The organism is Providencia sp. PROV267, from assembly GCF_028477825.1.
GTDB classification, from domain to species: domain Bacteria; phylum Pseudomonadota; class Gammaproteobacteria; order Enterobacterales; family Enterobacteriaceae; genus Providencia; species Providencia stuartii.
Genome location: NZ_JAMPLX010000019.1, coordinates 37,701 through 54,958, shown reverse-complemented (window position 1 = coordinate 54,958; position 17,258 = coordinate 37,701). Strand labels below are relative to the sequence as shown.

The 17,258-nt window shown below is 42.0% G+C and carries 10 protein-coding genes; 7 read left to right on the top strand and 3 right to left on the bottom strand.

The genetic code is table 11. The annotated features are described in order from the left end of the window. The first annotated feature begins 171 nt into the window (after positions 1 to 171). From PR709_RS13180 to PR709_RS13160, 5 genes are all read left to right on the top strand, one after another. Positions 172 to 810, top strand: coding sequence for an OB-fold-containig protein (locus PR709_RS13180; RefSeq protein WP_004924054.1), 639 nt, complete (start codon positions 172 to 174; stop codon positions 808 to 810). A gap of 56 nt (positions 811 to 866) precedes the next feature. Beyond that, positions 867 to 3,065, top strand: a complete 2,199-nt coding sequence (locus tag PR709_RS13175) for a flotillin family protein (protein WP_004924051.1) — start codon at positions 867 to 869, stop codon at positions 3,063 to 3,065. Positions 3,066 to 3,230: 165 nt separating this feature from the next. After that, positions 3,231 to 8,171, top strand: coding sequence for a DNA repair ATPase (locus PR709_RS13170; protein ID WP_004924049.1), 4,941 nt, complete (start codon positions 3,231 to 3,233; stop codon positions 8,169 to 8,171). Beyond that, on the top strand, positions 8,168 to 8,743 hold the full coding sequence (locus PR709_RS13165; protein ID WP_004924046.1) for a rhomboid family intramembrane serine protease: 576 nt from the start codon (positions 8,168 to 8,170) through the stop codon (positions 8,741 to 8,743). Before PR709_RS13170 ends, PR709_RS13165 begins: the two co-directional genes overlap by 4 nt. Positions 8,744 to 8,894: 151 nt before the next feature. Next, complete coding sequence (locus PR709_RS13160; RefSeq protein WP_004924044.1) at positions 8,895 to 11,426, top strand: penicillin acylase family protein; 2,532 nt, start codon at positions 8,895 to 8,897, stop codon at positions 11,424 to 11,426. Between the two features lie 33 nt (positions 11,427 to 11,459). On the opposite strand, the gene PR709_RS13155 is transcribed toward PR709_RS13160, so the two are convergent. Then, on the bottom strand, positions 11,460 to 12,122 hold the full coding sequence (locus tag PR709_RS13155) for a helix-turn-helix transcriptional regulator (protein ID WP_004924040.1): 663 nt from the start codon (positions 12,120 to 12,122) through the stop codon (positions 11,460 to 11,462). A 74-nt stretch (positions 12,123 to 12,196) separates the two neighbouring features. On the opposite strand from PR709_RS13155, the gene PR709_RS13150 reads away from it, so the two are divergent. Further along, positions 12,197 to 13,606 carry an MFS transporter gene (locus PR709_RS13150; protein ID WP_004924037.1) on the top strand — a complete coding sequence of 470 codons (1,410 nt, stop codon included), beginning with the start codon at positions 12,197 to 12,199 and terminating at the stop codon, positions 13,604 to 13,606. Positions 13,607 to 13,678: 72 nt separating this feature from the next. On the opposite strand, the gene PR709_RS13145 is transcribed toward PR709_RS13150, so the two are convergent. Then, positions 13,679 to 15,160: an MFS transporter gene (locus tag PR709_RS13145; RefSeq protein WP_004924034.1), complete on the bottom strand. Its 1,482-nt coding sequence runs from the start codon at positions 15,158 to 15,160 to the stop codon at positions 13,679 to 13,681. 95 nt (positions 15,161 to 15,255) lie between these two features. Here PR709_RS13145 and PR709_RS13140 point away from each other — a divergent pair, with 95 nt between their 5' ends. After that, complete coding sequence (locus tag PR709_RS13140) at positions 15,256 to 15,792, top strand: TetR/AcrR family transcriptional regulator (RefSeq protein ID WP_004924031.1); 537 nt, start codon at positions 15,256 to 15,258, stop codon at positions 15,790 to 15,792. Between the two features lie 143 nt (positions 15,793 to 15,935). Here the strand turns inward: PR709_RS13140 and PR709_RS13135 are convergent, their stop codons facing one another. Further along, positions 15,936 to 16,766, bottom strand: coding sequence for an HpcH/HpaI aldolase/citrate lyase family protein (locus PR709_RS13135; protein ID WP_004924028.1), 831 nt, complete (start codon positions 16,764 to 16,766; stop codon positions 15,936 to 15,938). Positions 16,767 to 17,258 lie beyond the last annotated feature (492 nt).

Here is a 17,258-nt window from a genome sequence, read left to right as displayed (position 1 = left end):
CGTTTTTATCAGTCATTGATGATACTTAGAAAAATTTCATAAATAACTCATGAAAATCAGCCAGATAATAAAGACTAGTCCGATACTGAAAATCATTGAAATTGATATGATTAAGTTAACGGTAATGGTAATAACAAAATTGAAACTCTAAATATTATAGAGAGAACATTTATGAGTTTGTTTCTACAAAACTGTCTGACCTTCCCCGTCATTATTTTTAGCGGCCTACTTATTATTGTTATGTTTTATTGGTTATGCGCCGCTTTTGGATTATTAGATATTGATTTATTTAATGTTGATACATCCGTTGATGGTGGCGGCTTTGATGCTACAGGGTTTGCTGGCTGGCTCACAAAACTCGGGCTTGCAGGTATTCCAGTCACGATTATTCTGACCTTATTTACACTATTTGGCTGGTTATTAAGTTACTTTAGTGTTCATTGGTTTATTCGTTTTATTGATATTACACTACTACGCTACCTTGTCGGCTTCACTGTATTCTTCGTTATATCCTTTATTTCAATCCACTTAACCGCCCTATGTTTAAAACCATTACGTGAGAAATTGGCTAAATCTAATACGCCAAAAACAGCCCAGCGATTAATGGGTAAACTCGCCACCGTACGTTCAGGAGAAGTCACCGAACATAAAGGCGAAGCCATACTAGAAGATGGTGGTGCAGGGTTAATTCTGCAAATTCGTGCCGCTGCTACTGAAAATATTAAGCGAGGTGACCGCGTTGTTATCATTAGTTATGACCCCGTGTCACACAGCTACAATGTGGTGACGGAAGACGAATTTCGCCAGTAATAAACACTATTTTGAACCTTTAACGACGACATTATCGAAACCCATGGAGAGAAAATATGGAATTGGCTGACCTAATGCCCTTTTTAACCATTATTGGGGGCATCATCATAGTCATACTTGGCTTTTTTGGGCTATTTAAAGCCTTCTATATCAAGGTCCCACAAGGAACTGCATTGATTGTTAACGACATGTCGTCGCAACCAAAAGTTCACTTTACTGGTGCTTTAGTTTATCCCGTCATCTACAAAAAAGAGTTTATGAGAATTTCTCTCTTAACTTTGGAAGTTGACCGCCGCGGTAAAGATGGCCTGATTTGCCAAGACAACTTACGTGCAGATATTACTGTCGCTTTCTATTTACGTGTTAATGAGACCACTGAAGACGTACTCAAAGTGGCTAAAGCCATTGGGGTCGACCGCGCATCCGATCATCAAGCCGTCAGTACCTTATTTAGCGCTAAGTTTTCAGAAGCACTCAAAACGGTTGGTAAGCAGTTTGAACTCTCTAAGCTATTTGAAGATAGGCAGAACTTCCGTGATCGTATCGTGGATGTTATCGGTAAAGATCTCAATGGTTATGCACTTGAAGATGTGGCCATTGACTACCTTGAACAAACGCCAAAAGCCGCTCTTGATCCAAATAATATCTTCGACTCCGAAGGTATCCGTAAAATCACTGAAATCACCGCTATCCATAATATTGAAACTAACCAGAAAGAACGCGACCAAGAACTGGCTATTCAAAAGAAAAATGTGGAAACCCGTGAAGCAAGCCTAGCCCTTGAACGCCAACAAGCGGATGCAGAAGCTCGCCAAAAACGTGAGATTGAAAATATTCGTGCTCGTGAGCAAGCCGAAACATTACGCGTACAAGAAGAAGAGCGCTTAAAAGCAGAGCAAGCACGTATTCAAACTCAGCAAGAAATTGAAATTCGTGAAGAAAATCGCATGCGTGAAGTTGAAGTTGCTCAGCAGAACCGGACCCGCGCAGTCGCCATTGAACAGGAACGCGTTAATCGTGCTCGTGACCTCGAAATCGTGGCCCGCGAACGTGAGGTTGAACTACAACGTATTGAAAAAGAAAAAGCGTTGGAAGAAGAACGCAAAAATATTTCTAACGTGATCCGTGAACGCGTTATCGTTGAAAAAAGCGTTGCCCAAGAAGAAGAGCGTATCAAAGAGGTACGTGAAGTATCAGAAGCCGATCGCTTAAGACAAGTGACCGTTATCAACGCTCAGGCAGAAGCGGAAGAGTCTTTAGTTCGCCAAGTGAAGAAAGCCGAAGCCGATGAAGCGAGTGCAAAACACAGAGCCGAAGAAATCAGCACCATGGCACAAGCGGAACTTGAAGCTTCAGCAAAACAAGCAGAAGCCAAAAAACGCTTAGCAGAAGGGATTGAAGCTGAACATGCTGCACTCGGCCTCGCAGAAGCACGAGTACGTCAAGCCACAGCCGAAGCGGAAGAAAAAGAGGGATTAGTCCTAGCGAATATCACCGCTGAGAAACTCCTAGCAGAAGCGCGTGGATTAAAAGAAAAAGGCTTAACTGAAGCACAAGTGTTGGAAGCAAAAGCGCTTGCTGAACAACAACAAGGCTTTGCTGAAGCGAAAGTCCTCGAAGAAAAACTGGCCGCTCAAGCACGCGGTGAAGAGCAACAAGCCAATGCGAAAGAAAAACTGGGCTTGGCGGATGCGAAAGTGCTTGAAGAGAAACTGGCTGCCCAAGCTCGAGGGGAAGGTCAATTAGGTGCCGCACAAGCCGAAGTGATCCGTCAACGTCTGAAAGCAGAAGCGGATGGCTTGACCGATAAATTCAAATCTATGGATCACCTCAGCGATACTGCCCGTGCTCATGAAGAGTTCCGTATGCGTCTTGAGAAAGAGTTTGAGCAAGCTATGGCATCAATTGACGCAAATAAAGAGATTGCTCGTGAGCAAGCCGATGTATTGGCTGCTGCATTAACCAAAACCAATATCGAAATTGTGGGCGGTGACGGTAGCTTCTTTAATACCTTCTCTAAAGCGCTTAGCTTAGGTAAAGCCGTTGATGGCTTTATGGATAAAAGCAGCTTTGCTAAAGAGAGTGTCGAAAAGCTGATCAACCGTAAAGACGATAAGAAAATCGATATTGCAGCTTTACTGAAAAACCCTGAGGTTCAAGATTTGATTAACAGCTTTATGGCTGCAAAAGGTGCAAACCCGCAGGTTAAAACCGTCTCGGCAAAACCTGAAGCACCAACGGATGATCAGCTCTAATGGGGTATGCTCTAACGTGTTTAAATTATATTACTGGCTCGGTATGGCACTCATACCGTAGCGAATAATCATTTAACGGTAAACGAGCATCCTAGTTCAAAGGCATACATATCGGGTATGCCTTCAACTTTTGTCTTTTGTTATAGCCAAGGAAACCAACGACGCATGTCAATTCAGGATACGAGTCACGAGCAAAACATACTGGATAGTGCTGTTGCGCAAGGCGGCGCATATGAAATATTACGCAAACGCCTTACAGAACAAGGGCAACAGCTTCATCAAAAAGCAGCGCAACTCAATGACAGTCGTTTACAAGAGTTCGGTCAAAGCCAAATGGATATTATTGGCCGTATTCGTATTCGCACAGAAAATAATTGCCAAGCAAGGGATATTGTCCGAGTTGGTGAATGGCTTCTATTTGGCTATAACGTTTTCCTTGGCCTCAAAAGAGAAACACAAATTGAAGATGTGTTTTCTCTGTATCGACTGATTGATAACCAAGGTGAGTTTGATGTTGAAGCGGTCTCCTATGACGGCACCTTCCTCAGTGATACGCGCTTTATCCAAGATTTTACTGAGCTTTACACCTATTACAAAAACACCCAATTACTACAGTTAGTTGAACGTGATGGTAAGCTATTAGCTAGCTTTCAAATTGGTGAACGTATCACCGATGTGCGGGTTTTCCGCTGGTCTATCTCCAGTGATAAAAGCAAAATCGATTATATCGACAACCGCGGTGAACGCGACATCGCCCTTCCCCCTGCCTATGACTTTGAATGGGTGAAAACAACCCGTGAAAACACGGTTAATGGTCGTTTTCCGCATATCAATATTTTAGATACTGTTTTCGTTGAAACTATTGGTGGCGACCTCACCATAAAATGCGAAAATAACACAGAAGATGGCCTCGGCATTTATCGCGAAGCGGTGTTAGATAAAAACCAATCCCTAGATGATGCCCAAATTGAATATGCCCAAACAGGCAGCCTGATCTTACTGAAAATATTACCCTATCGCGAAGAGAACTGGCGCTATCTCGTCTACAATACACTGACTCAAACAGCTCAACGCATTGATGCGATTGGTCAGGCATGTGTACAGCTTCCCGAAGACCACGGCATTATTTTCCCAGGTGGATATTACTTACAAAATGGTGAGTATAAAACCTTTGATCAACCTATGGATGGCATGCGTTTTCGTCGCTTGCGCCGTTCCCCAAACGGTGAGGATGTCCTGTATGTCTTCTATTCGCCAAACCAAGGTCGTATCGCCCTCTTTAATTATAATTTGATTGAGCGAAAACTGGCGATTCCGCTGATCGGGCATGGTTATGCCATGCTTGAAGATGGGAAAATGGTTCTCTTTGAAGGTGAAGGTGACGAAGCCACTCGAGTTCACCCGATGCAAGTTTGGCAAACCCCTTTCTATTCAGAAGAATTTGCCGATCAACAGCCTGCGCGAGGGGGCTTTTTTGGTCGCATTGGTAACGCTGATCTTGTACGTGGTATCTCAGAAATTCTGCATATTGCTAAAGAAATTGAAGGTAATCAGGTTTCCGTTGCCCGCTATGAACAACTGAGCCAACAACCGAAAAACCTACTTGATATTTATTATTGGTTTAATGACGAGCAATGTTTAGGTATCGGTAAATTACTCAAAGAGATCACACAAACCAGTGAATTGGTCTTAGATGAGTATGAAAAAGTCGAGAGTATCCGCCAGCAATCAGCAAAATCGATGAATGAAGCGGTTAATCGGCAAAAGACACTGATGTCTTTAACATTACCTGAAAGCTGGAATGATATTCAGCAGTTTGTTGATGGGTTAAATGCACTCAGTGCCCAACGTGGTCACCTGATCTCCTTACGCGAATTCCGCTATATGGATTTAACGAAACTCGCGCAGATGGAAGAAGAAATTACGCAAGCACAGCAGTATGTTTCTCAAACTACCGCGACTTTCCTAGCGAGCGATAAAGCACTACAACCATTTAAAACGCAACTTTCTCAGTTTGAAGAGCAAATGGAGAGTGCTCAAAATAGTGCGCAGCTCGATATTCCAATGAATGGCATGGAAAAAATGTCTGCCGACTTGGATATGCTATCGAATCTAATGGCTTCGCTAAAATTTGATGATGTGACTCAACAAACCAACATCATTGATGCAATTTCACAAATTTATGCCCAATTAAACCAGTCACGCGCTCGTTTACAACAAAAACGTAAATCACAAAGTGCTGTCGAGACTGTGGCTCAGTTTGGCGCACAATTCCGCCTATTTAGCCAAGGCATTACAAATGCCCTATCACTCTCCACGGATCCTGAACGCTGCGATGACCAGCTATCTAGGCTATTAGTCCAATTAGAAGAGTTAGAAAGCCAATTCAGCAGCCATGATGAGTTCCTAGAAGATATTCTCGCCAAACGCGAAGAGCTGCTAGAAACCTTTGAGTCGCACAAGCAAGCCTTATTAGATGAACGCCAACGCCGTTCACAAAACTTACAAACAGCAGCCGACCGCCTGTTAGATAGTTTGCAACGCCGCACTGCACGTTTACAGTCTCAAGATGAATTAAACGCCTTTTTTGCGTCTGATCCATTGGCAACAAAAACGCGTGAAATCATTGAAAAACTAAGAGAAATCAATGATAACGTCAAAGCGGATGATATTGATGCTAGATTAAAAGCAGCGCGCGACCAATCTATTCGCACACTACGCGATAAAACAGATATTTACGAAGATGGCGGTAATATAATTAAATTAGGGCCTCGCCATCGCTTTAGTGTTAACACCCAAGAGCTTGATTTAACCATCTTGCCGAAAGATAACCAACTTTGGTTATATCTGACGGGTACCGATTTCCAAGAGCCTATTGATAACCCTCAATTAGCTGAGTTACAACCTTATTGGTCAGCGGCACTTGAATCCGAGTCAGACGATGTTTATCGGGCTGAATACCTTGCATATTCAATTATCTACGCTGCAAGTAAGCGCCAAGATGGCCTTGATTATAATATGCTTAAGTCCGCGTTATCGGTGCCTGAGAAATTAGAGAAAATCGTACGCGACTTTGCAGCCCCACGTTATAAAGAGGGCTATGAGAAAGGTATTCACGATCACGATGCCATCGCTATTTTGAAAAAACTCCTGCCTGTCGGAGAGAGTGCTGATTTACTGCGTTATAACCCAACATCGCGAGCAATTGCTGCGATTTTCTGGGAACAAGTACAAAATAATGAATATCCGGCTTTATGGCCAGAGCGCGCCAGAACCGCAATGAATATTCATCAGCTATTCCATAATGATGATGCTTTGCTCGATTTGCAGGCGGAAATCGAAGCAGACATTAGCCTATTTTTACAAGAGCACCCGATACCTTGTGAAAGTTACCAACAAACTCAAGCCGCAGAGTATCTTAGCTTTGCGCTGGCGAGAACGCCTATTGAATTAGTTTACAGTAAATATGCTAGAGACCTTGTTGCCGCCTTGCAAACTCGGTTAGAAGACGCCCATATGTGGATAGACTTCAACCGTTCCCAACAAAACCTTGCAGGCCGCTATGCTCAGCGTTGGGCATTGATTCAAAACTGGTTACAAGGGCTATGTTCAGTGCCTGAATTTGCCCATCTTACGCCTTATATTCCGGGTGCAATCGCCATTATTATTTTAGACAAAGTCGCATCGGCACGTTATAGCGAAGCTGATCTGTACTTCAAAGTTAATGGGTTATTAGGCGAACATCCAACGATAGAAAATCAAACCCTCTCGTTGAGCTTAGATAACTATTTCAGTCGCATGCGTTTTCAAAGAAAACGGTTTATTCCCGCATTCCGTGAATATCAAGCGTTACGCCAACGTGTTGTCATTGAAGAGCGCCGTCGTTTGAAGCTGCATGAGTTTAAAGCGCACCCTCTTAGCTCCTTTGTTCGTAATAAACTGATCAACGACGTCTATTTACCGATTATTGGTGACAATATGGCGAAGCAAATCGGTGCTTTAGGGGAAGGTAAACGTACCGATTTGATGGGGCTACTCTTGATGATCTCCCCGCCTGGTTACGGTAAAACCACATTGATGGAATATGTTGCTGACCGCTTAGGCCTCATTTTCATGAAAATTAACGGGCCTGCGTTAGGTCATGACGTGTTATCACTCGACCCAGACCAAGCACCAAATGCAACTGCACGTCAGGAGCTAGAAAAACTCAATTTAGCGTTAGAGATGGGGAATAACGTGATGCTCTATGTGGATGATATTCAGCATACGCATCCTGAGTTTTTACAGAAATTTATTTCTCTGTGTGACGGAACAAGGCGCATTGAAGGGGTTTGGAAAGGAAAAACGAAAACCTATGACATGCGTGGTAAAAAATTCTGTGTTGTTATGGCAGGTAACCCATATACCGAATCAGGTGAAGTGTTCCGCATACCGGACATGCTCGCCAACCGCGCTGATATCTATAACCTAGGGGAAGTGCTTGGCGGCATGGATGATGCCTTCGCATTAAGCTACATTGAAAACAGTCTCACCTCAAACCCTGTACTTGCGCCGCTTGCTCTACGTGATCTCAATGACCTCTACCTTTTCGTTGATAAAGCAATGGGTAAATCAGTCTCAACTAATGCTTTGAGCTACCCCTATTCAGATGCAGAAATCAGTGAAATTGTCGCTGTCATTAAGCGCCTAATCACGCTACGCGATGTCGTACTCAAAGTGAATCAGCAATATATTGCCAGTGCAGCACAGTCCGATAAATACCGCACCGAGCCAGCCTTCCGTTTGCAAGGTAGCTATCGAAATATGAATAAACTGAGTGAAAAAGTGTCCTCTGTCATGAATGAAGAGGAGCTTGAACGTTTATTGGATGATCACTACCTCGGTGAAGCACAATTACTCACCGCAGGAGCAGAAGAAAATTTACTCAAATTAGCTGAAATTCGCGGTAAGCTCACGGAGCAACAGGCCGCACGCTGGCAACAAATCAAAAAGGACTTTATGCGCAATAAAGCACTAGGTGGGGATAATGCAGATGTGGGTGACCGTGTTGTTGCACAACTTGCTGATCTGGTTGAAAGTGTACAAGCATTAAGCCAGCAAGCATGAAACAGTGGTTGAACCAACGACTGAAACTACTTGCTATTTTGGCTGGGCTATTGGTCATCATCCAAGTGATCAATAGCCTAACAGGCTATTCGTTAAATCGCTTTGGTATCATACCCAGAAGCTTAGAGGGCCTCATCGGTATCCCCCTTTCCCCCTTTATTCATAGTAGTTGGGGACATTTACTGAGTAACCTTCCTCCTTTACTGATCCTCAGCGCAGTACTGCTACATAGAGAGATCCGTGAATATCTATTAGCTTCGCTCTTTATTATTATTACTGGTGGATTAGCTGTTTGGTTAGTTGGTCGCTACGCCATTCATGTTGGCGCAAGTGGTTGGATTTTCGGGCTTTGGGGGTTACTGATCGCCCAAGGTTATTTTCGTCGCAAACTTTCTGACATTATCATCACTGTCTTGGTGCTATTTTATTTTGGCGCAATGGCATCCGGCTTGCTGCCCGTTCATCAATATATTTCAACTGAATCGCATATTGCTGGTGCAATATCGGGTATTTTCTATGCATGGTGGGTTAATCGCCGCAAGAAAAGCGCCCTTTCACCTACAGAAAGCTAATTTTTAGCTAACGTGATCAGATTCACTTTTAATATTTTTTTTATTTTTATGTATCCTTTTTTATCTACTTGGTTCACATATTAATAATTTAACCATTATTTAACCCTTCATTTACAAATTAGTGATTGTTAGTCTCATAAAACAATAAAAAATGGAGACTCACCTGATGAAGATAAACAACTTATTATCTGCGGTTATTATTTTTGGATTAACAACACTTTCATCTACTGGCTATGCCGAACCGAATAAAATCAAAATCGATCGAGATAGCTACGGCGTTCCTCATATCTATGCCGATGACGTATATAGCCTTTTTTATGGTTATGGCTATGCTGTCGCCCAAGACAGGCTTTTCCAGATGGAAATGGCAAAACGCAGTACCCAAGGCACCGTTTCAGAAGTGCTCGGCAAAGATTTTATTGCCTTTGATAAAGATATCCGCAGTAATTACTGGCCTGACTCCATCCATCAACAAATTAAAAATCTCCCTAAAGAAGAACAGGATATCCTACGTGGCTATGCAGACGGCATGAACGCTTGGATCAAACAAGTGAATGCGACGCCAGATAAATTAATGCCTAAACAATTTATTGATTATGACTTCACACCATCTCAATGGAACAGCTTTGATGTTGCCATGATTATGGTGGGCACTATGGCTAACCGCTTCTCAGATATGAACAGTGAAATCGATAATCTAGCCTTATTAACCGCCTTAAAAGATAAGTATGGTGAGCAAACAGGGTTAGCAGTATTCAACCAAATAAATTGGCTAAACAACCCTAATGCCCCCACCACTATTGATGCTCAAGAATTTACCTATTCAGATACAAAAAATAAAAACAAGCAATCTCAGGTGAATCAAATAAACGATTACCGTCTAATTCCCCCTATGTTTGAGCGCCCTGCAAAGGATGCCTCCGGCAAATTAATCGCATTAACAGCACAGCAAAATAGCCAATTGATTGCCAAGCAATATGAGCAAGGCGGTGCGAACGGGTTAGCAGGTTACCCAACGACGAGTAATATCTGGGTTGTCGGCAAATCAAAAGCCGATGGCGCTAACGCAATTTTGCTCAACGGCCCACAATTTGGCTGGTTTAACCCAGCCTATACCTATGGCATTGGTTTACATGGTGCTGGTTTTGATTTGGTTGGCAACACCCCTTTCGCTTATCCAGCAATATTATTTGGCCATAATGGCAACATAGCATGGGGATCAACGGCTGGTTTTGGTGATGGTGTCGATATTTTTGCAGAGAAACTCGACCCAAAACGTCCTAACTATTACCAACATCAAGGCCAATGGAAAAAAATGCTCAGCCGCCAAGAGGTCATTAACGTGAAAGATGCTTCGCCTGTCACATTAGATGTTTATCGAACGGTGCACGGCAACATAGTCAAACAAGATAACAGCGCTAACATCGCATACAGCAAGGCTCGAGCGTGGGATGGAAAAGAAGTCTCTTCCTTGATGGCATGGGTAAAACAAGCACAAGCCAAAAATTGGCAGCAATGGCAAGCTCAGGCACAAAATCAAGCACTGACCATTAATTGGTATTATGCCGATCGAGATGGCAATATTGGTTATATCCATACAGGACATTACCCTGAGCGCCAAGAAAACCATGACCCTCGCCTTCCAGTGCCAGGTACCGGGGAGTGGGATTGGCAAGGTATGCAACCCTTTGCCAATAACCCAAAAGTGTATAACCCGAAATCCGGTTATATTGCCAACTGGAATAATTCCCCAGCCAAAAACTACCCCGCTAGTGACTTATTTGCTTTCTTATGGGGTTCGGCTGATCGAGTGACAGAAATAAATAGACTGATAGAATCAAAAGCTTTGTTAAACCAAGAGGATATGTGGGATATCCTAAAACAAACCAGCCGTGTTGACCTCAATCATCGCTTATTCACCCCTTATATCATCCGTGCTACGCGTGATTTACCTGCCGATGATGATGCAGTAAAACTTGCTAATATACTGAACCAATGGGATGGCATTAATCATCTTACAAAGGATGGTAAGCATTATATTCAACCAGGCTCGGCAATATTAGATATCTGGCTCAAGGAGATGTTAAAAGCGACTCTCGGTCAAGCTGTACCGGCTCCCTTTGATAAATGGTATTTAGCCAGTGGCTATGAAACAACACAAGACGGCCCTACAGGTTCACTGAATATTAGTACGGGGGCCAAAATCTTATATGAATCGTTATTAGGACAACGCTCTGCAATTCCTCAAGCGATTGATCTCTTTGCAGGCAAACCTCAAGATGAGGTCATTCGCCAAGCATTACGCAATACTTATCAGCAGATGACCCTAAAATATGGTGATAATCTTGCAAGCTGGCAAACCCCTGCCACGGCACTCACTTTCAGAGCCAATAATTTCTTTGGCGTTCCTCAAGCCAATGCAAAAGAGCGTTTTCATCAAAATGAGTATCATAATAGAGGCACAGAAAATGATTTGATCGTGTTTAGCGATGGTAAAGTGAAAGCTTGGGATGTCGTCGCACCAGGCCAAAGCGGTTTTATTTCACCTCAAGGCAAACCATCACCTCATTATCAAGACCAATTGTCACTCTACGAACAATTTGAAAAGAAACCATTATGGCTCACAACGGAAGAATTGACGCCGCACATCGAATCTAGCGAACAGGTTGAGATCGAAAAATAGTCAATCTCAACAGGGCCGAGGTAACACTCGGCCCTATTTCATTTGCCGTACACGATAGACACAACGTCCCGCGCCATTTAACAAATATTGCTCACGCTCAACTGTCACATCACTTCCCATAATATCGCGAAACAGTTGCAATTCTGAACGACAAAAATTTTGGCAGACCGTCGCCGCAGCACAGATAGGGCAATGATTTTCAATAAATAACCAGCTATTACCATCTTGCTCAATATGTGCCATATAACCTTCTTCGTTGCGAACATCGGCTAATGCCTGTAATCGTTCAACGAAAGGTAAAGAGCCACATCGCGACAAATATTTCGCCTTAACTTCCCCTTCTCGTTGGCTAATTAGCTTTTCCAGCCCTTCATTACCAAAAATATTTTTTACAGAATCAATGAGCTGCAATGTTAATTGAGCATGTGTGTCAGGAAAGCGCTGATGCCCTAATGCTGTGAGCACCCAATTCTGCCTTGGTCGGCCCGCTCCGGTTTGAGAGGTACATTGCACCCCTTCAACTAAACCTAAAGACGTCAGTTTCTGAATATGCTGGCGTGCCGCTTCCCCCGTCATTGCCAAGTCTTTTGCAATCACAGCTGTCGAGATAGGACCTTTTGTTTTTATGCAAAACAAAACCTTATCAACTGCTTGGCTGATATTTAAATTATCAAAGTAATCACTTGCATTAATCATTCTGTCACTCTAATATCCAAGTCAATACTTGGATATTAACGTTTTTTTAACTCTCTCGTCTAGCAGGTCTCGCTATGAGCAATGACCCCTCCACGACAACTCAAGCTAAGTGGGCTGATTTACTTAGTGGTCGTAACGCATTATTGACGATTGCCCTCACCGGTGGTGTCGCTCTTCATGCTATCAATATTTATATTGTGACAACTATCTTACCTAGTATCGTCAATGATATCGGTGGTCTTGAATATTATGCGTGGAATACGACGATTTTTGTTGCTACTTCAATTGTGGGTTCAACACTGTCGAGTAAAATACTCAATCAATTAGGGCCTAAATTCGCCTATTTAACGGCTCTGCTTATTTTCTCATTAGGCTCCATTTGGTGTGCACTGTCACCATCAATGTTAATGTTACTTGGCGGGCGAGCGTTACAAGGGCTAGGCGGTGGAATTTTATTCGCCTTAAGCTACGCCCTTATTCGCGTTGTGTTTACTGAAAACCTTTGGTCACGTGCCATGGGCATTGTTTCCGGTATGTGGGGAATAGCGACACTTTGCGGTCCTGCTATTGGTGGAATATTCGCTCAAACGGGTCATTGGCGCTGGGCTTTTTGGTCACTACTTCCCGTTGCACTTCTACTCGTTCTAATCGTGATAAATCAATTGCCTAAAAGGACAAATCAATCCCAACAGATCAGTAAACTGCCTGTTCTCGCTATTTCACTATTAGTGATTTCCGTCTTAGCGATTTCCATCGGTAGCTTATCCAGTCAGTTGATATCCAATGCCATTGGCCTATTCGTTGGCCTTATCTTATTGGTCACTATCGCAAAAATCGATGGTAAAAAAGGTAAGCGATTACTACCAACAGGCACTTATTCATTAAAAAATTCACTCGGTGTGATTTATTTAACGATGAGCTTGTTGGTGGGTGGTATGACAACGGAAATTTATGTTCCTTATTTCTTACAAACCATCCACCACTTCTCGCCATTATCAGCAGGCTATCTTACAGCGATTATGGCAGCAGGTTGGACGATTGGCGCATTATTAAGTGCCAATAAAACTGGCCCAATCGTGTTAAAAATACTTCGTATAGGGCCAATCATCATATTTATTTCATTAATTGTGTTAGCCATTTTGACTCCTCATACGGAGCTTGTGAGTTCAATCTTACTGTTTACAATTTATTTAGTCGCAATGATGGGAGTTGGCCTTGGTATTGGCATTTGCTGGCCACACTTGGTGTTAAAAGTGTTCAGTGTCGCCCCTAGTGGTGAAGAAAATCTCGCGTCTTCATCCGTCATTACCGTTCAACTATATGCGACTGCGCTTTCTGCCGCGCTCGTGGGTGTCGTCGTGAATAACAGCGGGTTGATTTCCCCTGGTGGAATAGCAGGCGCTCAACAAGCCTCTGTTTGGTTATTTATTTTATTTGCCATTTGTCCATTCTTTGCCGCACTGTTGATCAGGAAAGTGAAGTAATACTCCCGCGTGGGGGATACGTGGTAAAAGCAGGGAAGTGTCATTTAATTCACTTCCCTTTATTCATTAACGTTAATTTTTACGGAAAAAGTAAGGGATACACAGCGTGCTGATTATGACAATAATCGCTGTCGATACCATGACACCAAAAAAGGCTTGATCAAACGCTATGTGCGCTTGATTTATCAATAAATTAGCACTTTCGTGCGGCAGATGCTCCGCAACAATAAAAGCTTCATCAATGCTATCATAAGCTTTATTATCAACGACTAAGCTATCGGGCAATGATAATTTCATTGTATAAATGGCACTCATCAATCCCCCCATAAAGGTTACACCCAACACACTACCAATTTCATATGCGACTTCTTCAATAGACGCGGCCATACCGGCTTTTTTATCTGGCGCATTGAGCATCACGGTTGTTGAAGCTGTCGTAAAAATAATTCCTAAACCAAAACCAATTAAAAACAGGAATAACAATAAGATGAAACCTGTTGAGGTTTGATAAATAGAAATGAGACCAAGTACCCCTGCCAAAGTACAAACAAAGCCAATGACGGTTAAACGTCTTTCCCCCATTGTATGTAATAACATTCCAGTTAATGGGCCTGCTAATACAGAAGCAATCGGGATCGGGATAATATACAGCGCCGCTTGAAGTGGCGTATACCCCTGAACTAATTGTAGTCTTTGGCTCAATAGGAGTTCGACACCCACAATAATCACCATCGATAATATCGCCATTAAAATACCGGCACTAAAACGAGGGTTAGAAAATAATTTAAAATCAATCATTGGTGATTCAGACGCTATTTGTCTGCGGCTAAATAACCATAAAAATAGCCCACCGATAACCCCAACAATAGTCAACTCCCACCAATTGGTATAAGGCTTACCCAGCTCTTTTAGAGCATAAATAATGCCAACTAACCCGACTAGCACTAACCCAGAGCCAAGATAATCAATTTTTTGTGAGCCTGTTCCGCCACATTTAGGAATTAAAAAATAGGCAAAAGGTAATACCAGCAATACCACAGGAACATTAATTAAAAAGACCGATCCCCACCAAAAGTGGTTAAGCAGCGCACCACCAACCAAAGGGCCTATCGCAGCACCACCTGATGCCACCGCCGACCAAATACCTATCGCAAGTGCACGCTCTTTTGGATCTAAGAAAACGTGTCTAACAATCGATAAGGTTGCAGGCATACTCAGCGCCGCTCCCACAGCTAAAAAGCCTCTGGATAAAATTAGGCTCATTGCCGTCGGAGAAAATGCCGCACATAAAGAAGCGACCGCAAATAAAGGTAGCCCTAACAGAAACATGACCTTATGGCCAATGCGATCACTAAGCATACCCGCAGCAGGCAACAGCCCAGCGACAATTAATGGGTAAGCATTCATGATCCACAATTTTTCAGAAGATGTGGCGCCTAAATCATGCGTTAATCGCGGTAACGCGGTATATAACACCGTCACATCGATAACAATCAGAAAGAGTACACTTGATACTAAAAGTAAAATAATCCAGCGTTTATAATTTGCTAGCATAAAATCATCTCAACAAGTTTATTTAATCACTATTTATTCATGATCGTGCTACAATATAAATCCATACGTATGTATTGAAAAGAGGTTTTTGTTAAATGGGACGTCAACGAACTATCGATCGAGATAAAGTGCTCGATGCCGCTGAAAACATCGTACTTAACCAAGGTGCTGCTGCTCTGACGATTGATGCAGTCGCAAAATCCATGGGGATCTCTAAAGGAGGGGTTCAATACTGTTTTGGTAACAAAGATGCCTTAATCGATGCAATGTTTGAACGCTGGGGTTATACCTATGAGCAAATATTTAACCGTGAGATTGAAAAAGACAGCTCCCCAGAAAATCGTATTAATGCCCATCGGCTTGCAACCTATGAACATGACAAAGTCGCGATGGCGAAGGGGGCAGCATTAATGGCAGCTTTACTACAAACCCCTGAATACTTAGAAAGTACCCGTGTTTGGTATCGTGATAGATTGCGCCATTTAGACACCTCAACAGAGCATGGCAAACGCGCTCGGCTGATGTTTCTTGCTACCGAGGGCGCCTTTATGTTGCGCTATTTTGGTTTGATGGAAATAGACGAAAACGAGTGGCAAGAGATGTTCCATGATATGTCACGTTTTTTAGGCTAACGTGACAAACCTAGGAACTTATCCTATAAAAAAACAATCGTTCGTTGTATCGATACAGAGATACAAAAAATCGCTATTTTTCATTACGACGAAATAAATGGACGGGAATGATGCCAGAAACGGTAAGCAAATTAGGCGTATTTTTATTTGTGGGTATTTAGCCACTTCTTTGCCTGCAAAATTAAAGGTAAATCTACCATTTTGCCATCCACTTTAAAGGCATACTGCTCTTGAGATTGTTGTAATACTTTTTTTGACCAAGCCAGCTGCTGCTGTGTTATATCAAACGATCGCTTGATAATAGCAATTTGATAGGGATGAATAGCTAATTTTGCTGTAAAACCAAGAGCTTTAGCATGCAAACACTCTTGCTCTAAAGCAGCCAAATCATCAATATCTGGTGTGACACAGTCGATAGGAGCTAAAAGATTTGCAAGGCGAGAAGCAAGCACCACTTGTGTTCTTGCAAACAACAGTGATTCACGAGACATGTCACACTGCATATCAAGAGAAAAGTCTAAAGAGCCGAATGCAAGGCGCTCAACACCTGAATGTGCGATATCATAAACACGGTGTAACCCCCATGCCGTTTCAATGATAGCAATCATCGATAGTTGCGGATTATCAAAGAGATGTTTTTTAACATCGTTGATCATCGCTACAGATTCAACTTTAGGTATAACAAGGTGAGATAAATAGATGAATAAGTTATTTTTCTTTAGCCAATCAATATCTTGATCATATTCAATACTATTTGGCTGGTTAATTCTAATGGCTATTTTTTGCGTTACCTCCTTTTTTGGATAATGGAGTAACCAATCCATAACTTCCTGCCTAGCAAGAGATTTATGTAAAGGATGGACTGAATCCTCCAAATCTAAAATCAACACGTCTGAGCCACTAATACACGCTTTATCAAAGAATTGAGGGTGATCTCCGGGTACAAATAAATAAGTTACAGAACAATTAGTCATCGTGAACCTTCCTAATCAATCATTTGAATAACATATTATTTTCCCTTACATCTCAGTTGAGAATAAAAAAAACAATAATTCTCATTTACTATTTTTTTCGGCAATGCTAACTTTATTACCAATATCTTTCAAGTATTCAAAATTATTTTTCTAGTTAATGATATTCATCATTAATTAATTCGTTCTCATAGCTATAAGAGGCTAATCATGACGAATACCCCTAAACAAACAAATGTTTTAAATATTAATGCTGAATTTTCTCATCATAATAGCCTTAGGCGTTTAATTCATTGCTTGTTTGCAGAAAAACTAATTGATAAAAAACAATTTTATTGGGATTTTGATTATTGTGGATATATTTATCAATCCATAACATCATCATTTAAAATCCTTTTCACCGATGTAGATATATACCCTACCAATACCGTATTAAGTTATGGAAATATTTATATAATCGATAAAAACAATCAAAAGGAAATTATTCAAACGATA

Bases quoted from the DNA above. Each gene is read 5' to 3' on its own strand.
- PR709_RS13180 (WP_004924054.1), top strand. From the start codon at position 172: ATGAGTTTGTTTCTACAAAACTGTCTGACCTTCCCCGTCATTATTTTT.
- PR709_RS13175 (WP_004924051.1), top strand. From the start codon at position 867: ATGGAATTGGCTGACCTAATGCCCTTTTTAACCATTATTGGGGGCATC.
- PR709_RS13170 (WP_004924049.1), top strand. From the start codon at position 3,231: ATGTCAATTCAGGATACGAGTCACGAGCAAAACATACTGGATAGTGCT.
- PR709_RS13165 (WP_004924046.1), top strand. From the start codon at position 8,168: ATGAAACAGTGGTTGAACCAACGACTGAAACTACTTGCTATTTTGGCT.
- PR709_RS13160 (WP_004924044.1), top strand. From the start codon at position 8,895: ATGGAGACTCACCTGATGAAGATAAACAACTTATTATCTGCGGTTATT.
- PR709_RS13155 (WP_004924040.1), bottom strand. From the start codon at position 12,122: ATGATTAATGCAAGTGATTACTTTGATAATTTAAATATCAGCCAAGCA.
- PR709_RS13150 (WP_004924037.1), top strand. From the start codon at position 12,197: ATGAGCAATGACCCCTCCACGACAACTCAAGCTAAGTGGGCTGATTTA.
- PR709_RS13145 (WP_004924034.1), bottom strand. From the start codon at position 15,160: ATGCTAGCAAATTATAAACGCTGGATTATTTTACTTTTAGTATCAAGT.
- PR709_RS13140 (WP_004924031.1), top strand. From the start codon at position 15,256: ATGGGACGTCAACGAACTATCGATCGAGATAAAGTGCTCGATGCCGCT.
- PR709_RS13135 (WP_004924028.1), bottom strand. From the start codon at position 16,766: ATGACTAATTGTTCTGTAACTTATTTATTTGTACCCGGAGATCACCCT.